Source organism: Steroidobacter agaridevorans, assembly GCF_009932555.1.
In the GTDB taxonomy this organism is placed as follows: Bacteria; Pseudomonadota; Gammaproteobacteria; order Steroidobacterales; family Steroidobacteraceae; genus Steroidobacter; species Steroidobacter agaridevorans.
The window spans coordinates 547,727-565,068 of the sequence record NZ_BLJO01000001.1 but is presented as its reverse complement, the minus strand read 5'-3'; the positions used below and the strand labels follow the sequence as shown (position 1 = coordinate 565,068).

Sequence of the window (17,342 nt, the reverse complement as noted above, 5' to 3'; positions counted from 1 at the left end):
CTTGAGCAAAGCTTCATCGGGCAAGCTGCGGGGATCTGCGATCTCTGGGTTGTTTGCCGATGCTCCTTCCATCATCTCGGCCCGCGCGCTCGATCATTGTCGTCGCGGTTCTCGCCCTCGTCGGCTGGTTCCTGTTCGATCGTGAACACGCGCCGCAAGCCACGGCAGCGCCGGAAAGCGTCATCGATGCAAAGGGGCGTTTGAAGCTGGACTCGGTGCAGGCGGGCGCGCTGGGTTTGGCGACTGAGCCGGCGCTCACCGCCCAGGCGCTGCCTATCAGTGGCCTGCCAGCCGAAGTCGCCGCGCCATTGCATTCGAGTGCGCGCATAGCGGCGCCTTACGCCGGGGTCGTGACCCGAATTCTGCGCGATGAAGGTGACGCCGTCGAAAAGGGCGACGCGCTGGTGCGCATCCAAAGTCGCGAGTTGCTGAGTGCGCAGGCCGACCTAGTTCGCACTCGTAGCGAAGCCATCGCAGCGCTACAGCAAGCCGAGCGCAATGAGTTGCTGCTCAAGGAAGGCATCATTGCCGCCTCTCGCAACGAAGAAAGTCGCGCCCGGGCGGCAGCAGCGCAGGCCGCTCGCGAGCAGGCAGAAGGGGCGCTGTCCGGCTTGCGGATCGTGGCTGACGGGGTGCCGGGCGAATATGAGTTGTTGGCCCCGATCTCCGGCCAGGTGCTGCGTCGTATGGTCGTTCCCGGCCAAGCGCTGGTCGCGCTCCAGGAAACCTACGCCGTGGCGGCGCCCGGCAGTCTCGATCTCATCTTCACTGTGTCCGTGAGCTCCAGATCGCAGGTCGCGCCCGGAATGAAGGTGCGTTTGCCGGATGGATCCGCTGGCAGCGTCGTCGCCGTGGGTGCCGACACCGATCGGGCCAGTCAGCGATTGCGGGTGCGAGCGCGTGCGGATGACGATCGCGGTCTCGTTCCGGGCCAATACGTGGAGCTGACGTTATTGGCGCCGGCGCCCGCCGATTCGATCAGTGTGCCAGCCGCATCGCTGATCACCGAAGGCGACGGACACGTGCTCTTCGTACTCGCCGAAGAAATGTACCGCGCCGTGCGCGTCGAGCGATTGGGAGGTGACCAGGAACACGTCATCGTGCGAGGTGACATCCGCACTGGCGAGCAAGTCGTGGTCCGAGGTGCGAGCGCACTGAAGCCGTTGCTCGCGTCGGAGTAAGCGCCTCATGCTCGCACAGATGATCGAGTTCTCGCTGCGACAGCGCGTGCTGGTGTTGCTCGCGGCGGCAGGCATCGCGGCTGCCGGCATCATGGCGTTCTTGCGCTTGCCCATCGATGCCTATCCGGACATTTCTCCGACGCAGGTGAAGTTGATCCTGAAGGCGCCGGGCATGACGCCGGAAGAGATCGAAACGCGCGTCGTGGCGCCGTTGGAGATGGAGCTGCTCGGCGTGCCGCAAGGCGTGATGTTGCGCTCGATGGCCAAATACGCCATTGCCGACATCACCATCGATTTCGCCGAAGGCACCGACATTTACTGGGCGCGCCAGCAGGTCGCCGAACGGTTCGCCAACGCTTCGGACAGTCTGCCCGACGATGTGAGCGGCGGTCTTGCGCCGATATCGACCCCGCTCTCCGATGTTTTCATGTTCACCGTCGAAGGCGAAGGGTTGTCGCTGACCGAGCGACGTACCTTGCTCGATTGGACACTGCGACCCGCATTGCGAACGTTGCCGGGCGTCGCCGATGTGAACGTCCTCGGCGGTCACGTGGGTAGCTTCGTCGTAGTGCCCGATCGCGCGCGCCTGAACGCCAATAATGTGCTGTTCAGCGACGTAGTGAACGCGGTCTCGCGCAACAACAGGAACGACGGCGCTGGGCGTATCGGTGCGGGTGAAGAAACATTGATCGTGCGCGCCGAGGGCGCCATCCGGTCGATGGAGGACCTCGAGGCGATCGTCATCCGATCTGGAGCCGACCCGGTTCGGATCGGTGACGTTGCCGAAGTCCGTGTCGACTCGCTCACCCGTTACGGCGCGGTGACTCAAAACGGAGAAGGGGAGGCGGTACAAGGAATCGTGGTTGCTCTGCGCGGCGCCGATGCATCTCAGCTCGTCAACCGAATTCGAGCCAAGCTCGACGAGCTCGAGCCCACATTGCCGGCGGGCGTGACGATCTCGACGTTCTATGACCGCAGCTCGTTGATTCAACGAGCGGTGGGAACAGTGCAGAGTGCGTTGCTCGAAGCGACCGTGCTGGTCGTGGTGCTGCTGCTGTTGTTCCTTGGTGAGATGCGTGCGGCGCTGGTAGTCGCACTGATGTTGCCTTTTGCGGCCTTGAGCACGTTCCTGCTGATGCATATCACAGGACAAAGCGCGAACCTGATGAGCCTCGGTGGCCTGGCGATCGCTGTGGGCATGCTGGTGGATGCCGCGGTCGTCGTCGTAGAGAACACCGTGAGCCGGCTGGATCCGAATGCGTCCGGCTCGCACCTGCCGAGATTGCATCGAGTGTTCGCTGCCGCCCGCGAGGTCGCGACGCCGGTGGCCTCGGGCATTTTCATCATCTGTCTTACGTTCCTGCCGCTGCTCACGCTGGAGGGCTTGGAGGGCAAGCTGTTCGCGCCGGTTGCGCTCACGATTGTCTTCGCGCTGGCAGCTTCGTTGCTGTTGTCACTGACTCTCGTTCCCGTGCTGTCATCCTTGTTGCTCAAGGAGCATGCACATACCGAGCCTTTCGTCATGCGTCATCTGTCGCGGCTGTATGTGCCGTTGTTGGACGGGGCGCTGAACAACCCGAAACGCGTGTTTGTGGCGGCGGGCGCGACGTTGCTGCTGGGAATCGTCGCGTACCTGGCGACTGGCAAGACGTTCATGCCAACCATGGACGAAGGCGATCTGCTGATCCAGACGCAGAAGGCGCCCACCATCAACCTGCAGCGTTCGCTCGAACTGGACGTGAGCCTGGAGCGCGCCATTCTGCAGCAAGTGCCGGAAGTCCGGCGACTCGTCGCGCGCACCGGCTCCGATGAGCTGGGTCTCGATCCCATGGGGCTGAACGAAACGGACGTGTTCATGGTGCTGGCGCCCAAGGACGAATGGCGCGTCCCGGATAAGGAATGGCTGGCCGAGCAGTTACGCGCCGTGATGAGTCGGTTTCCGGGTGTCGACTTCGGTTTCACTCAGCCCATCGAGATGCGCATCTCCGAGATGCTCACCGGCAGTCGCGGCGATCTCGCGATCAAGATATTCGGTCCGGAGCTGGATCAGCTGGGCGAACTGGCGCAACGAATCTCCGACGCTCTCGCGAAGGTGGACGGTGCGCAGGACATTCTCACGCAGACGACGGATGGCGTTGCCTATCTGCGCGTGGCCATCAATCCGCAAGCCGCGGGGCGCGCGGGCCTCGCCGTCGCGGATGTGCAGGATGAGTTGCGCGCACAGATCGAGGGTGTTCCAGCGGGCACCGTGATCACACCAGATCGACGCATTCCAATTCTCGTGCGAGGCCGTGAGGGCGTGCGCGAATCGGTGCATCGCTTCAACGACCTGCGGCTGGCTCGCGGTGACGACGGTGAGATACCGCTCGCGTCACTGGCGAGTATCGAAGCTGCGTCGGGTCCAGTGAGAGTCAATCGGGAAAACGGCTCGCGTTTCGCGGTCGTCCAAGCGAACGTCGGTGGCCGCGATCTCGTCGGCTTCGTGGAAGAGGCGCGTGCCGCGATCGCGCGGGATGTGCCCATGCCGGCGTCGTATCGATTGGAATGGGGTGGTCAGTTCGAGAATCAGCAGCGCGCCGCTGCGAGGCTGGGCCTGGTCGTGCCCGTAGCAATCGGCCTGATCTTTCTCGTGCTGTTCACAACGTTCGGCTCCGCTCGCCAGGCCGTACTGATCCTCGGAAATGTTCCTTTTGCGCTGGTCGGCGGCATCGTCGCGTTGTGGTTGTCGGGCGAGTATCTCTCGGTGCCGGCCTCAGTGGGCTTCATCGCCTTGCTCGGCATCGCGGTGCTCAATGGCTTGGTGCTGGTGTCTCATTTCAATCACCTGCACGGCATCGGTACGAATATCGACTCGGTCGTGCGTGAGGGTGCGCAACGCCGATTACGGCCGGTGCTCATGACGGCGACCATCGCCGCGCTGGGTCTGGTGCCCTTGCTGCTCGCTACCGGGCCTGGCTCGGAAATTCAACGTCCGCTGGCGATCGTCGTCATCGGCGGGCTCGTGAGCTCCACCGCACTGACGCTGTTGCTGCTGCCCGTGTTGTATCGGCGCTTCGGCATGCCGCATCCCTCTGCTTTGGAATCGGTTTCATGACTGCATTCGTTCGACTGACTTTGGTGTTTCCGCCCTCCCTCGAGGAGGCACTGGTCGAGACACTGATCACCGCGCCGCAAGCGCCGGGTTTCACCTTGTCGCATGCGGAAGGACACGGTAGCGACTTTCGACACGCCTCTACGGCAGAGCAAGTCCGCGGTAGCGTCGAGCGTCGCATTGCTTGGATTGTGATCGAGGCCGCGGCCTTGCAGCCTTTGCTCGAGACTGTTCGCGAACGGGTGCGTTCGCCGGACGTCGTGTGGTGGTCCGAACCGGTGTTGGAGCGCGGGAGGCTCGCGTGATGCCACGACGCGTCTTCTCGATGCTCTGCTTGATTGCGGTGTCGCCCACGATCTCGGCACAAAATTATTTGCCGCCGGTAGAGCTGGCGGTGGAGGCCATAGCTCAGCAGGCCGAAGTGCTCGCAGCCGATGAGCGTGCAGCGGCAGTCGATGCCGAAGCTCGGGCGCTCTCTCGCGGCAGCTACGAATTGGAAGCGACTTTGATACCGCAGCGCCGGCGCACGGATGGGGGCGAGGGATTCGATGAGTTCGAAGCTCAAGTCGGTCGCGCCTTTCGATTGCCCGGCAAAGCGCCCCTGGACCGTGAAATCGGTGCGCGCTCACGCGCGATCGCCGCACTCGAACGCGGTGAAATCGCCCACGAGGCGGCGCTGCGCCTGCTTGAGTTGTGGATGCAATGGCTGCGTGCAACCGCGACCGATGCAGAAGCTCGAGAGCAGTTGCAGTCGCTGCAAATGGAACATGCGTCCTTGAAGCGCCGGGTCGAGATCGGCGATGCCGCCGAGCTGGACCTGCAATTGATCACTGCCGAGCTTGCGCAGGCGCGCGCAGCCGCACTGACGAGTGCGACGCTACTGTCTGCGGCGACACATGCTCTCAACACCGACTTTCCGCAGATCGCCTTGCCAGCTCGAGCGCCGACGTTGCCCGAGCCGCAGCCACTGCCGCACACAGCAGATGAGTGGCAGGCGCGGATCATCGACGATAGCTACGAGTTGAAGTCGGCAGAGCAGGAAGCGGCTCGTCAGGATGCAACGGCGAAGCGGGCCTGGGCCGATCGCATCCCCGACCCAACCCTGGGTGTGCGCTTCTTCAGCGAGCGAGACGGGCAGGAGCGTGCGGTCGGTCTCGTGTTCACCATGCCTCTTTCCAGTGGCTATCGGCGCGAACTGGCCAACGCGGAGCATGCTCAAGCTCGTGCCCGCCTGCGTGATGTAGAAGTCATTCGACGCGTGCTTGTGAAGGACGCGCATCTGAAAGTTGCGGTTGCCGCCGATGCTTTGAACCAATGGCAGGCGCAACGGGATGCGCACAACGCAATGAGAGCCGCCGCGAATCGAATTCAGCGCGCCTGGGAACTGGGCGAAATAGGACTGGCGGAACGTCTTCTATCGGCGCGTCGCGCTCGCGAGATGGCTTATCAAGAGCTCAGTGCTCGCGCCGCCGCCCATGAAGCGCAACTGCGCGTGCGCATCGACGCTCACGATCTTTGGCATCCAGAACACGGACGGAACGAAGAAGATGACTGATGCACTCATGCACATGCTGCGCGCCTGTGCGCTTGCTGCCATCGTTGCCGTCACAGGTTGCGCGTCCAGCGCAAGCGGCCTGTCGGATCAAAGAAAGCTGGAGGCCGAGGCCAGCTTTGAAGCCACGCTTCGCAAATGTAGAAGGCTGCAGCCGGGTCGACTCAACAAGCGGATGAATCTGCCCCCGACGAGCCTGCGTATCTCGCGCTGTCTGCGCAAATTGGGCTGGCAACCGGATGGGAGCCGCGCTGAACCCGCTCGAGACGCAACGACGTTGGATAGCCGCGCTTCTCGTTCTTGACTCACGCCGCTGGGTAAGGTGGCGAAGGCGGCGTCGCCAGCGTCAATAAGTTGCCGTCTGGATCGCGCACCTGTGCCAGCGTCGAGTATTTGCCGGCCATTTCCTCGCCGAGGCCGATCCCGAGATCCTGAAGCCGGCGGCGTTCGGCGGCCAGATCGTCGACGATAAGAAACAGCGCGCCGCCAGGGCCGCAGATCAACTCATCGGAGGAAAGGCCGACGCCGTGTCGGGCAGAGAGCTCCCACTGCACCAGTGTCGGCATCGGCCGGTTGTCAGGACTTCGCCCCAGCAACTTCGTGTACCAGCGTTCGGCGGCAGCGAGGTCGGCGGTGCGCAATATGGTGTAGGTCATCTGCAAGTTCATGACCGTGAAATGGTTGCGCTGAACACGGGGTTCCAAGTCCCAAGCATGATCGGACGGTAAGAGAGAACGTTCAGCTTCGACGCCTGCGATGCAATTCATGAGGGATTCTCAGCGCCGCATTCGATTCCCGGCGACTAATCAGGGGCCGTGCTGCGTGATTTACTGCGGGTCAGCTGCTCGACATCGACAGCTTCACGCTGAAGGGCTGAACCATGAATCCGACTTATGACTTCAAGGGCCAGGTGGCGCTCGTCACAGGCGCCGCGATGGGCATGGGACTCGCAACCGCTCGCGCTTTTGCAAAGAACGGTGCGTCCGTCGTCCTGATCGATCGTAACGGCGATCTGGCCGCGAAAGAGGCGGCAAAGATTGTCGAGGAGGGCGGCGTCGCTATTGGCTTGAGCTGCGATGTGACCGATGAGGCGCAGGTCGCTGCCGCGATCGACCGGACTGTCGCCGAGTATGGGCGGCTCGATATGGCCTTCAACAATGCCGGCATCCAGGTGCCCCCGAGCGATGCTGCCGAGGAACCCACTGAGAACTTTCATCGTGTAACGGCGGTGAATCAGTTCGGTGTCTGGGCATGTATGAAACACGAGCTTCGTATCATGCGTGCGCAGGGCTCTGGCGCCATCGTCAATTGCTCCTCGCTCGGCGGTTTGGTTGGCTTGCCCCAACGTGCGGCTTACCACGGTACAAAGCACGCCGTGCTTGGGATGACCAAGAGCGCAGGTGTCGAGTATGCGCCGCGCGGTATTCGCATCAATGCTATCTGTCCGGGCACCATCGATACTCCGATGGTGCGGGATATGCTGAAAGGCCAGTCCGACGCGATGGCCGAGATCATGAAACAGCAGCCGATCGCGCGACTCGGTCGAGCCGAGGAAATCGCAGCCGCAGTGCTATGGCTGTGCAGCCCCGGAGCTAGCTTCGTGATTGGCGTTGGCTTGCCGGTAGACGGCGGCTTTACCGCGCACTGAGTCTACGGCGAAATCATCCGAGCGGCTTCAGTTCACGGATCAGATCGATGAGAAGCTTCAATCCGGCGGGCACCTGGCGCCGGCTCGAGTAGTACATATGGAATGCCGGCCCCATCGAGCGCCAGTCTTCCAGGACGTATTGCAGTTTTCCCTGCTCCACCAAGGCGCGCACCGATGGCTCGGTCGTGTAGAACAACCCGAAGTCACGTTCCACGAGTGAGCGCCCAAACGCGCCATCGTCGACCGTAATGACGCCGGGCACCGACACGGCCAGCGATTCCGAGCCGCGATCGAACTCCCACTCATAGATGTGGCCGGTGCCGAGGCGAATCCCCAAGCAGCGGTGATTGCGAAGCTCGCTCGGATGAGTCGGCGTGCCGTGGCGTTTGAGATAGCCCGGCGATCCGACCACGACCCAGGCGATCTCGGCCGAGAGAGGCTGGGCAATCATGTCTTCCGGCACGGTCCCGCCGTAACGAATGCCGGCGTCGAAGCCTTCGGCAATCACATCGATCATCCGGTTATTCGCGGACACATCGAGCTTGATGTCGGGATAGCGCTCCGCGAACGTCGGCAGAACCGGGCTGAGCAGATAGATCGCAGCGTCCTGCATGACGTTCAATCGGATCAAGCCCGAGGGCGAGTCGCGAAACCGATTCAAACGATCGACGGCCTCGCTCAGGGCGCCCATCGGTGCAGTGATCGCATCGTAGAGTTGTTCGCCTGCTGCTGTGAGCGTCACGCTGCGAGTGGTGCGATTCAGCAACCGAATGCCGATACGCTCCTCGAAGGTGCGCAGCGCATGGCTCAGGGCCGAACTGCTGACGCCCAACTCGATTCCCGCGCGGCTGAAACTGCGATGCCGCGCCACGGCGAGAAAGTAGGGCAGGTCGGCGAAATCAGTTCGACTCAGGTTCATCGCAAGCCCTTTCAGCGCCGTCGTCGGAGAACCACGGACCTTGCTGGCAATCGTACAGGCTAATCCAAGGGACTGGCCATATCGCGCCCGTCTATTGCTGAGAATTCCTCAGTAGCGCTTGCGAACCGCCCGCGTTAATCCAAGCGCGCTCGCGTGATTCAATCTGCGCATCTTCAGAGGGCAACATCATGCGCGCGACGATCATGCATGCAGCCGGTGACGTTCGAATCGAGAACGTTCCCGACGCCACTATCGTGGAACCCACAGACGCGGTGGTGCGCGTTACGAGAGCGTGTATTTGCGGAAGCGATTTGTGGCCCTATCGGGGCATGGAACCCTCCGAGGGCGGACAGTCGATGGGGCACGAAGCAATCGGTGTCGTTGAAGACATCGGCGCCGACGTGCGTACATTGAAGCGGGGCGACACGGTCATCATGCCGTTCGCGTGCTCCGATGGCACCTGTGCCTTCTGCAAGGAGCACTTGTACACGGCATGCGTCCACGTTGCGTTCTTTGGGAATAACGGAATGATGGGCGCGCAAGCCGAAGCCATCCGCATTCCCAACGCGGATGGAACGCTGTTCGCCATTCGGCAGAAAATCGACGATGCATTGATGCCCGCGGTGCTCACGTTGTCAGATGTCATGGGCACGGGTCATCACGCGGCCGTCGTTGCCAAGGTGGGGCCCGGCAAGGATGTCGCAGTCGTTGGCGACGGCGCCGTCGGCTTGTGCGGCGTGATTGCAGCGAAGCGGCTCGGCGCCGAGCGCATCATCATTCTTGGCCATCATGCCGATCGAATCGCGCTCGCGCGGGAGTTTGGCGCGACCGATGTTGTCAGCGAGCGTGGGCCGCAGGCGATCGGGCGAGTGCGCCAGCTAACTCGAGGCGAAGGCGCGCATGCTGTGCTCGAATGCGTGGGGCATGGCGCCGCGATGGCTACCGCGATTGAAATTACGCGGTCCGGTGGCGCCGTAGGCAGAGTAGGCGTGCCTCAGGACGAGACGATGCCAGCCTCGCAACCGGCGTTCTATCGGAATATCACGATCGGCGGCGGCCCGGCGCCGGTGCGTGCTTATATCGACGAGCTCCTGCCAGACATTCTCGAAGGCCGCATCCAGCCGGCGAAGGTATTCGACCGCGTCGTGGATCTGGACGGCGTGCCCAAGGGTTACCGTGAAATGAACGATCGCAAATCGATCAAGGTGATGATCCGGCCATGAGCGATTCCAACGCCCGGCGACCTCGCGTCATTTGTCACATGACGACCTCTATCGACGGCCGCGTCGTCGTCGATGGCTGGCCAGAGCCGCTGCCGAAGGCGGTCCATCGTCATTACGAAGCGATCCACAACCGCTACGACGCGCAGGGGTGGATCTGTGGACGTGTCACGATGGAGTCCTTCGCGGGAGCGGCGCGTTCGGAAGCGGAAGTTGCTCATGAATATCACGACGAACCTCGCGCCGATTTCGTTGCGCCGGGTAAGCATGACTCGTTCGCGTTCGCCATCGATCCGAGTGGCCGCTGCGCGTGGCGATCGAGCGATATCAGCGGCGATCACGTCGTCGCGATACTGACCAATCGTGTCTCCGAGTCCTATCTCGAGTTTCTGCGCGAACAAGGCGTTTCCTATCTGCTCGCGGGCGAAAAGGAGATGGATCTCAGCCTCGCGCTCGAAAAGATCGGCACGCACTTTGGCGTGAAAACGTTGCTGTTGGAAGGCGGCGGGCGCGTCAACGGCTCGCTGTTGCAGGCAGGGCTGATCGATGAGGTGAGTTTACTGATTGCCCCCGTGACCGATGGGCGCATCGGCACCGCGGCACTGTTCGACATTGAAGCTGAAAACGCCACGCCAGGTTCACTGGTGCTGGAGGACCTCGAGCGCTTTGACGACGGGTTCGTGTGGCTGCGTTATCGTACGCCTGGCGGCAACGAGTGAATTCTATCTGGGCCTCGGCCCGGTATACCTCAACACCCACAGCCCCTGGTTCTTGTCGGTGATGTAGATGTTTCCGCGCCGGTCGACCAACACGTCTTCGGTTTGCGTGACGAGCGGTCCTTGAGGCATCGGACCAAGTCGTTTGACCGGATCGGGCGGCATGAACCAGCCCACTTCCCGGGGCAGCCGTGCATGCGATACATCGTAGATCCGCAGGCCTGCATTGAAGTGCGTGAGGTAAAACAGATCGCCCTGTTTCTGGACGGCGGGGTTGTGCTGGAGCTGGTTCGTGTTGTGAGGGCCGCTCCAACCCGGTCGCGCCGAGAAGCTGCGATAGCTCGCACCGGGCGGTGGCAGTGGGGCAGGCAATAGCGATATCAGCGTCGGCTGCACGGGGTTGCGAATATCGACGATGCCGGCGAAGTGCGCGGCACCCTGGCCGTACGAAGTATCTTCCGAGTTCACATAGGCGACGCCACGTGCGGGAACCGGCAAGACTGTGTGCACACCAAACATCGAGTGGAACGGCGGGCTGAAAGGAATGCGCGCGATCTGCCGCGGGCGCGTGACGTCTGAAATATCCAGCACGATCAGTCCAGCCGCGCCGTAGGGCAGCCAGGCGCGATTGCCTTCGATCACCGCGGGGCCATGCAAAGAGACGTCCTTGCCGGCGACGTTGCAGAAGCCATGTGCCGCCGTGTCATGCGCCGATGTCGGCGTGCTCGCACTGGCTGCGACTTCTTGCCCTGGCACCCACCAACGGCCAACCTCGCGAGGACGGGCGCGATCCTGGATGTCGACAATCGAATAAATGTTTCCGTTGAATCCAGGCGCGCTCGCGGCGAGATGCATATACCGCCCGCCTTGATAGGCATTGCGATGGGTGCCACGCGCGCCGGTGCGGTAGTGAGCCGTTTGCCGAGGTCGGATGGGATCGGCGAGATCCCACAACAAGACGCCTTCCTCATAGGGGCCGTTGGCATCGAGACCCCAGGGCGCATTCTCCAGTCCTTTCTCCAGGCTGGTGATCAGCGTGTCGTCCGCCAGGTCCACTTGCAGCGTGAATGTATTGGCCGGACCAGGCAGGAAGTTCACCAGCTCGGGCCGGGTGGGATCGGTGACATCGAGAATGTTCCAGCCGCGATGCCAGAAACATCCGGTGTAGAGATACCAGCGACCGTTGCGTTCCAGAATCGTGAGCTTGAATCCAGGGCGTCCTTCCAGATCGTGGTAGGCGATCGCTTCGACATTCCACGCCTGCGAGCCTGTCGGAGTGGCGGAACGCTCGGCGCTCGAGCTTTGGCCTGCGGTCAGTAGCAGGGCGCCCGCAGCGCTACCTTGCAGGAGGGCGCGGCGCGTAAGTAGGGCACGGTCGTCCCGCTGGGACATGGGTGTGGTCTCCGCATCGATGGCGGAGCCGAGTATCGAAGCCGGGCGCGCGGGTGTCTGTCAGAATTCCGGGAAATTGTCACGTTCCGGGATTCTGGATGCACGCAGCGCGCGAGGTGTGATTCCCCGTGTCCGGCGCAGCGTGGCAGTCAAGTGACTTTGACTCGAGTAACCGAGCGAGTGCGCGACGGCACTCACCGGCAGGTTGGTCTTGATGAGCAGCTCTTCGGCCCGACGCGTGCGTAGCTCCAGCACGTAGGCATAGGGTGGCAATCCCGTCGTCGCCTTGAAACGGCGTGCAAACGTGTCGGCTTTCATGCCGACCGCTCGCGCTAGGCTGCTCAACGAAACGTCGTCAGCGATGTGATGTTCGATGTAGTCGCGCACTGTTGCCAGCGTTTTCGTGCCGAGCTTTCCGTGTCCGCGACTTTGCGACCTGGCGCCGTCCAATGCGCGAATGCGCATCAGAATGAGCGCGGCCAGATGCTCGACATACAGCGACTCAGGCTTGAAGCCTCGCGACAGTTCCGAATTGAGCGAGGAGATCAGCGAGCGAATGACCGTATCGGTGCGATTGATGAAGATGGGCAGAGAGGACAGGTTCTCAAAGCCCGCAAGCTGGATGTCCGGCGAGATCCACAGCGCGGAGTAACTGAGCTCAGCGTGGCGATAGCTGCCGACCCGCTCGACATTGGCCGGTACGAAGGTCAATGCGCCGGGCCGGTCGCGGCCCTGGTAAGTCATCTCCGCGTCACAAATCGTTCTGGTGTGTTGCGTCGTGCCGGTCTCGGTGAGCACGATCAAGTGATAGGGCGCCGACCAGCGCAGGTCGGTGGCTTCGCATATCCAGTGGCTATGATCGAAAAGCAGCTGTGAATTCGACCACTCCGCTTTGCGCACGGATCTCGCATGGCCATTACGCTCGCGGATCCGACCGTTTCCAAGCCGAGGTTTTAGTGACATGACGGGCAGCATGCCAGCATTGCCCACATTTTTGCAGCCGTCATAGCAACGACGGTATGCGAATGGCCGCTGACTCGGTGAGTTACAAGCAGCGGCAGTCTGCAAGTTTCGCGACAGTCTCGATTGATAGCTTGGGTTCCGATGACGATCAACGTCCGAGGAACAGCCATGCTGCGTCGATTCTTGCCGTTTGCCGCTCTTATATATGTGTCTGCATCGCTCCCGGCGCATGCCCAGGAGGGCGCGGCGGGCGCCGTCCGTGGACGCATCGTGGATTCGGTGACTGGGCGGGCGGTGCCGACGGCCACGGTACACCTCATGCGCAATCAGCGCGTTCATAGTACGGTCGAAGCCGATGTCGCTGGCGCGTTCTCGTTCAATGACGTGCCGGAAGGTGTGTATTCGGTCGAGGTGGAAGAGCAGGGCTACTTGAAAGCCGTGCAGGCGGATGTACGGGTCGTGCTTCGCAGAGTGGCTGCTGTCGAATTCGCGCTGGTGCGCGGGAGCGATGACTTGCTTGCGGAAGTGGTGGTCTCGGCGCGCGCGACAGCAGGAGATCCAAGGGCTACGCCGAACACCGTACTGCTCGAACGTGAGGAGATCCGCCGCAATCCCGGCAGCGCGGGCGACGTGTTCCGAGCGCTGGATGTTCTGCCGGGCGTCGTCGCGACCGGTGAGTTTTCAAATTTCACCGTGCGTGGCAATGGACCGCGCGACAACCTGATCCTGATCGACGGCATTCCCTTCGATAAAGTCGCCCATTTCGATCAATCGCTCGGCGAGCAGGAAGACATCGAGGGCGGCGGGCGATATTCGATCTTCGCGCCGAACATCGTCGGCAGCGCAAAGTTTTCTCCGGGCGGATGGCGCGCGTCGGAGGGCGGCAAGAATGGTTCGTTGCTCGAGCTGGAGATTGCGGAAGGTAATCCGGCGAGCTCCACGGTAGGCGCGCGAGTCGACATCATTGGCATAGAGGCCGACTACGAAGGGCCGAGCTACGTCGCCGACAACACCAGCTTGCTGCTATCGGCGCGCCAGTTCGATTTCAGCAACTTGTTCGAAGCGATCGATGAGAACGATATCGGCACGCCGCGGTTGACCGATTTCATCATGAAATCCGTCACCGACCTGAATGACGAACATCGCCTCGAGCTGCTGGCGATCTATGCAGGCGAGGACTTCACGCGCACGGTCGAGAATGCGCTGGAATCCGAGGACTTCGAAGACGTGGCGCTCGGCGAGTCGGAACAGGACAGCACATTGTTCGGTGTGACGTGGCGCTGGTCTCCCGGGGAGGTCGCGCAGCTGCGTAATACGCTCTACTACCGCAACAGCGACAAGACGAGCACGCAAGGCGAGGCATTCCCGGATCTCGCGGGTCCCGACCCGACTCCCGAGACGACGCCGGTTCGCGAGGACATTCTGCGCATCGAGGAGGGCGAGACGGAAATCGGCTGGCGCGGCGATTTCAGCACGATGCTCGGCCCGGATGGAATCTTCTCCGCCGGCGCGCAGGTTGCTCGTGTGGATCTCGACTTCGACCGCCGTCTCTCCGGCGACTGGACACGGTACGTGTTCGATCAGTCCGACTATCGCGCCGACCCGACCCAGCAGTACATCGTGCTGACCCCGGCGGAGTACAACTCGACGATGAGCGCAGCGGAGACGCGGATTGCCGCGTACACCGACTACGCCTGGACCGTCGGCGATTTCACATGGACGCCGGGGATGCGCTACGAGCGCGATGGATTTTCCGGGAAGTCCGTCGTCGCCCCGCGTCTGTCATTGACCTGGCAGCTCGATGCGGTCACGCGAGTGTGGACTGGTGGTGGCGTGTATTACCAGGCGCCGCGATATATCGATATCGCCGCCAATCCGTCCAATCTCGATCTCGAGAGCGAACGCTCCACCCAGGTAGTGCTGGGCTTCTCCAGGCACCTGCGCGAGGACCTGCGTTTTTCGGCCGAGGGGTATTACCAACAGCTGGACGATCTGATCGTGTTCGACGATCGGACCACGGACGCAGCGTCGAATACCGGCGAGGGTTCCGCGACGGGCGTGGATCTCATGCTGGCCAAGCGCATGAGTCGAGGCTGGAGCGCTTCGGCGACCTATTCATACTCGCGCGCGCGTCGCGATGACAACCTCGGCGAAGGAGAGCTTGCGTCGGATTGGGACCGCCCGCATGCCTTCGGCATCGTGGGAGTCTGGCAGCCGAGCGATCGCTGGACGTTCTCGGCGAAATGGAAATATGCTTCAGGCCGGCCCACCGACGCATTTGTCGTCCACAGCGACGTGCTGGGAGATGCGGGGCCTTTGCGCTACTCGAAGGAGCTGACGCGCACCAACGCCGAGCGCCTGCCGGCCTATCATTCGCTGAGTCTGCGCGCGGACTACCAGCGACGATTCGGCCCGTTGAGCCTGGTGGCCTATCTGGACGTACTGAACGTCTACGGTCGCGAGAACGGCAACGCGTATGAATGGGACGAACGTCGCGGGGCGAATATCATCGAAGGGCTCGACGAGATGCTGCCTACGATCGGACTGAGGTTCGAATATTCATGGACGCGTGGTCAATGAGCCCGATCGTCGAGACATCTCATTGAGATTGCTGGTCGTCGAAGATAACGCGCGTCTCTGTCAGGCCGTTGCGGAAGGTCTGCGTGCGCAAGGATTCGCCGTCGATGTGGCGAACTCGGCCTCCGAGGGGCTGCGAGCGTGGCGGGCGGCCGATTACGATGCCGCCGTGCTCGATCTCATGCTCCCGGATGGCAGCGGCCTCGACGCGCTGAAGGACATGCGCAAGCGAGGCAGCACGACGCCCGTGCTGATCCTCACCGCGCTCGGTGCGGTTGAGGATCGAGTTCGTGGCCTGGATTGCGGGGCGGACGACTATCTCATCAAACCCTTCGCGATGCAGGAGCTCATTGCCCGGCTGCGGGCGCTATTGCGTCGTCCCGGTGCGGCCTTGGGTCGCATGCTCACACTCGGTAACGTGAAGCTCGATACATCGGCGCGCGTCGCCACCGTCGCCGACATGCCGCTCGATCTGACACGCTCGGAGCTGATCGTGCTTGAAGCGCTGCTGCGCAATCAGGGACGGGTCCTGTCGAAGGAGCGGTTGGGCGAATGTCTGTACGATTTCGAGCAGGAGCGGAGCGCGAATTCGGTGGAGACGCAGGTGCATAGGTTACGCAAGAAACTGACGGCCGCGGGCGCCGGGGTGTCGCTCCGGACGTTGCGCGGTCTGGGTTATCTTGCCTCCTGCGCGCAGCCCGATGCGTGACCCTTCGCTGCTGCGGGCACTGGTCATTCGATTGACCGTCGTGGTTGTGCTGGCGCTGGCTGGCGGTTATCTGATCCTGTACCTGGAGTTTCGCGCTGGCCTGATGGGTCTGGAAGGCCAGAGCATCGAGGTTCAGTTGCAAGACGTGCGTGCGGCCATCGTGCCAGGCCCGGGCGGGCCACGGCTGGAGTTGTCACGGCCGCTGCGAGAGTTCTATGCCCAGCGGGACACATTGAACGGCTATCAGTTGTTGAGCGCAGATGGCACGGTGCTGGAGTCGGGCGGTTTCTCTGCGCCTTATCTGCCGTTGCCGGGGAATCCAGGCGATCGGCAGATCATCCTGCAGCGGGAGAGGGACCCTCGATCAGGCAACAGCGTGATGGCCGCCACGCTCGCGTTCGATGAGGGTCATGGCACGCAATGGCTGCGTGTGGTGCGAAGTCTCGAAGATACAGAGAGCCTGGTGGCCCAGCTCATGCTGGGCGCCTTGGAGGAATTGTATCCGCCGATTGCGCTGCTGCTGATCGCCGTGGTCGGTGTCGTGGTCGTGACGGTGCTGTCGTCGCTGCGCTCTTTGCGTGCCGTCTCGCATCAGGCTTCGACGTTGTCGCTGGATCGGCTGGGCGAACGGTTGCATGCCCAAAACCTGCCACAGGAGCTCGTGCCTCTGGTTCAGGCAGTCAATGCCGCGCTTGACCGGCTCGAAGCGGACTATCGTGTGCAGCGGGAATTTACGGCCAATGCCGCGCACGAGTTGCGCACGCCGCTTGCGACGTTACGAGCACGGCTCGAGTCGCGCTTCTCTGCGGAGGAGTTGGGTGACGTTACATTTGAGATCGAGCAGCTCGCGCGCCTGGTCGAGCAACTGCTGTGTCTTGCGCGTCTCGATTCGCAGGAACATTTTCAGTTTGCCGCGTTCGACGCTCATGCCGTCGCGCTGGAAGTGGCTCGGGAGCTTGCGCCGGTCGCACTCGAATCGGAGCACTACGTGACCGCGGCGACGCCCGACGTCTCCGTGCCTGCTCATGGGAATGCCACGCTCACGCGCCTGGTCTTTCGCAACCTGATCGAGAACGCCATTCAGTACACGCCGGCCGGTACGTCGATCACGCTCTCTGGCGCCTCCGCCACGGTGATCATTGCCGATGATGGGCCCGGAATCGCCGCCGATACCGCTGCGACTTTATTCGAGCGCTTTCGTCGCGGCCACAATGCCGCCGGCCCGGGGGCGGGCCTGGGCCTTGCGATCGCGAAGAGCATCGTGGAGCGTCAAGGCGGACGTCTATGTCTCGATCCGAAAGTGACGACCGGGGCGCGCTTCGTGATCGAGTTTCGCGGACATTCCTGAGTGCATCGACACTCGAGCGGCTGAAA

General features: G+C 62.4%; 14 protein-coding genes. 10 read left to right on the top strand and 4 right to left on the bottom strand.

Going from position 1 to position 17,342, the window contains the following annotated elements; all coding sequences use genetic code 11:
* Positions 1-59: 59 nt before the first annotated feature.
* The 4 genes from GYH35_RS02415 to GYH35_RS02400 are packed head-to-tail and all read left to right on the top strand — an operon-like array spanning position 60 to position 5,827.
* Positions 60-1,181: an efflux RND transporter periplasmic adaptor subunit gene (locus GYH35_RS02415; protein WP_161813757.1), complete on the top strand. Its 1,122-nt coding sequence runs from the start codon at positions 60-62 to the stop codon at positions 1,179-1,181.
* 7 nt (positions 1,182-1,188) lie between these two features.
* On the top strand, positions 1,189-4,275 hold the full coding sequence (locus tag GYH35_RS02410; protein WP_161827570.1) for an efflux RND transporter permease subunit: 3,087 nt from the start codon (positions 1,189-1,191) through the stop codon (positions 4,273-4,275).
* Entirely contained in the window at positions 4,272-4,577 is a 306-nt protein-coding gene (locus GYH35_RS02405) for a DUF3240 family protein (protein WP_161813759.1), read from the top strand. Before GYH35_RS02410 ends, GYH35_RS02405 begins: the two co-directional genes overlap by 4 nt.
* Positions 4,577-5,827 (top strand): TolC family protein, encoded by a 1,251-nt coding sequence (locus tag GYH35_RS02400; protein WP_161813760.1) that lies wholly within the window; start codon positions 4,577-4,579, stop codon positions 5,825-5,827. The genes GYH35_RS02405 and GYH35_RS02400 overlap by 1 nt, the downstream gene beginning before the upstream one ends.
* 302 nt (positions 5,828-6,129) lie before the next feature.
* Here GYH35_RS02400 and GYH35_RS02395 read toward each other — a convergent pair whose 3' ends face one another.
* On the bottom strand, positions 6,130-6,591 hold the full coding sequence (locus tag GYH35_RS02395; RefSeq protein ID WP_202624035.1) for a VOC family protein: 462 nt from the start codon (positions 6,589-6,591) through the stop codon (positions 6,130-6,132).
* A gap of 113 nt (positions 6,592-6,704) precedes the next feature.
* On the opposite strand from GYH35_RS02395, the gene GYH35_RS02390 reads away from it, so the two are divergent.
* Positions 6,705-7,472, top strand: coding sequence for an SDR family oxidoreductase (locus GYH35_RS02390; protein ID WP_161813762.1), 768 nt, complete (start codon positions 6,705-6,707; stop codon positions 7,470-7,472).
* Between the two features lie 13 nt (positions 7,473-7,485).
* Here GYH35_RS02390 and GYH35_RS02385 read toward each other — a convergent pair whose 3' ends face one another.
* A complete protein-coding gene (locus GYH35_RS02385; RefSeq protein WP_161813763.1) occupies positions 7,486-8,391 on the bottom strand; it encodes a LysR family transcriptional regulator in 906 nt (301 codons plus the stop codon).
* A gap of 188 nt (positions 8,392-8,579) precedes the next feature.
* Between GYH35_RS02385 and GYH35_RS02380 the strand changes: the two genes are divergently transcribed.
* On the top strand, positions 8,580-9,614 hold the full coding sequence (locus GYH35_RS02380) for a zinc-dependent alcohol dehydrogenase family protein (RefSeq protein ID WP_161813764.1): 1,035 nt from the start codon (positions 8,580-8,582) through the stop codon (positions 9,612-9,614).
* Entirely contained in the window at positions 9,611-10,330 is a 720-nt protein-coding gene (locus GYH35_RS02375; protein ID WP_161813765.1) for a dihydrofolate reductase family protein, read from the top strand. Before GYH35_RS02380 ends, GYH35_RS02375 begins: the two co-directional genes overlap by 4 nt.
* 3 nt (positions 10,331-10,333) lie before the next feature.
* Here GYH35_RS02375 and GYH35_RS02370 read toward each other — a convergent pair whose 3' ends face one another.
* A complete protein-coding gene (locus GYH35_RS02370) occupies positions 10,334-11,719 on the bottom strand; it encodes an LVIVD repeat-containing protein (protein WP_161827568.1) in 1,386 nt (461 codons plus the stop codon).
* Positions 11,720-11,779: 60 nt separating this feature from the next.
* Entirely contained in the window at positions 11,780-12,619 is an 840-nt protein-coding gene (locus tag GYH35_RS02365; protein WP_202624034.1) for an AraC family transcriptional regulator, read from the bottom strand.
* Positions 12,620-12,850: 231 nt separating this feature from the next.
* On the opposite strand from GYH35_RS02365, the gene GYH35_RS02360 reads away from it, so the two are divergent.
* The 3 genes from GYH35_RS02360 to GYH35_RS02350 are packed head-to-tail and all read left to right on the top strand — an operon-like array spanning position 12,851 to position 17,316.
* A complete protein-coding gene (locus tag GYH35_RS02360) occupies positions 12,851-15,262 on the top strand; it encodes a TonB-dependent receptor (RefSeq protein ID WP_161827566.1) in 2,412 nt (803 codons plus the stop codon).
* Positions 15,263-15,284: 22 nt separating this feature from the next.
* A complete protein-coding gene (locus tag GYH35_RS02355; RefSeq protein ID WP_161827965.1) occupies positions 15,285-15,968 on the top strand; it encodes a response regulator transcription factor in 684 nt (227 codons plus the stop codon).
* Positions 15,961-17,316 carry a sensor histidine kinase gene (locus tag GYH35_RS02350; RefSeq protein ID WP_161827565.1) on the top strand — a complete coding sequence of 452 codons (1,356 nt, stop codon included), beginning with the start codon at positions 15,961-15,963 and terminating at the stop codon, positions 17,314-17,316. The genes GYH35_RS02355 and GYH35_RS02350 overlap by 8 nt, the downstream gene beginning before the upstream one ends.
* The last annotated feature ends 26 nt before the right edge of the window (positions 17,317-17,342 follow it).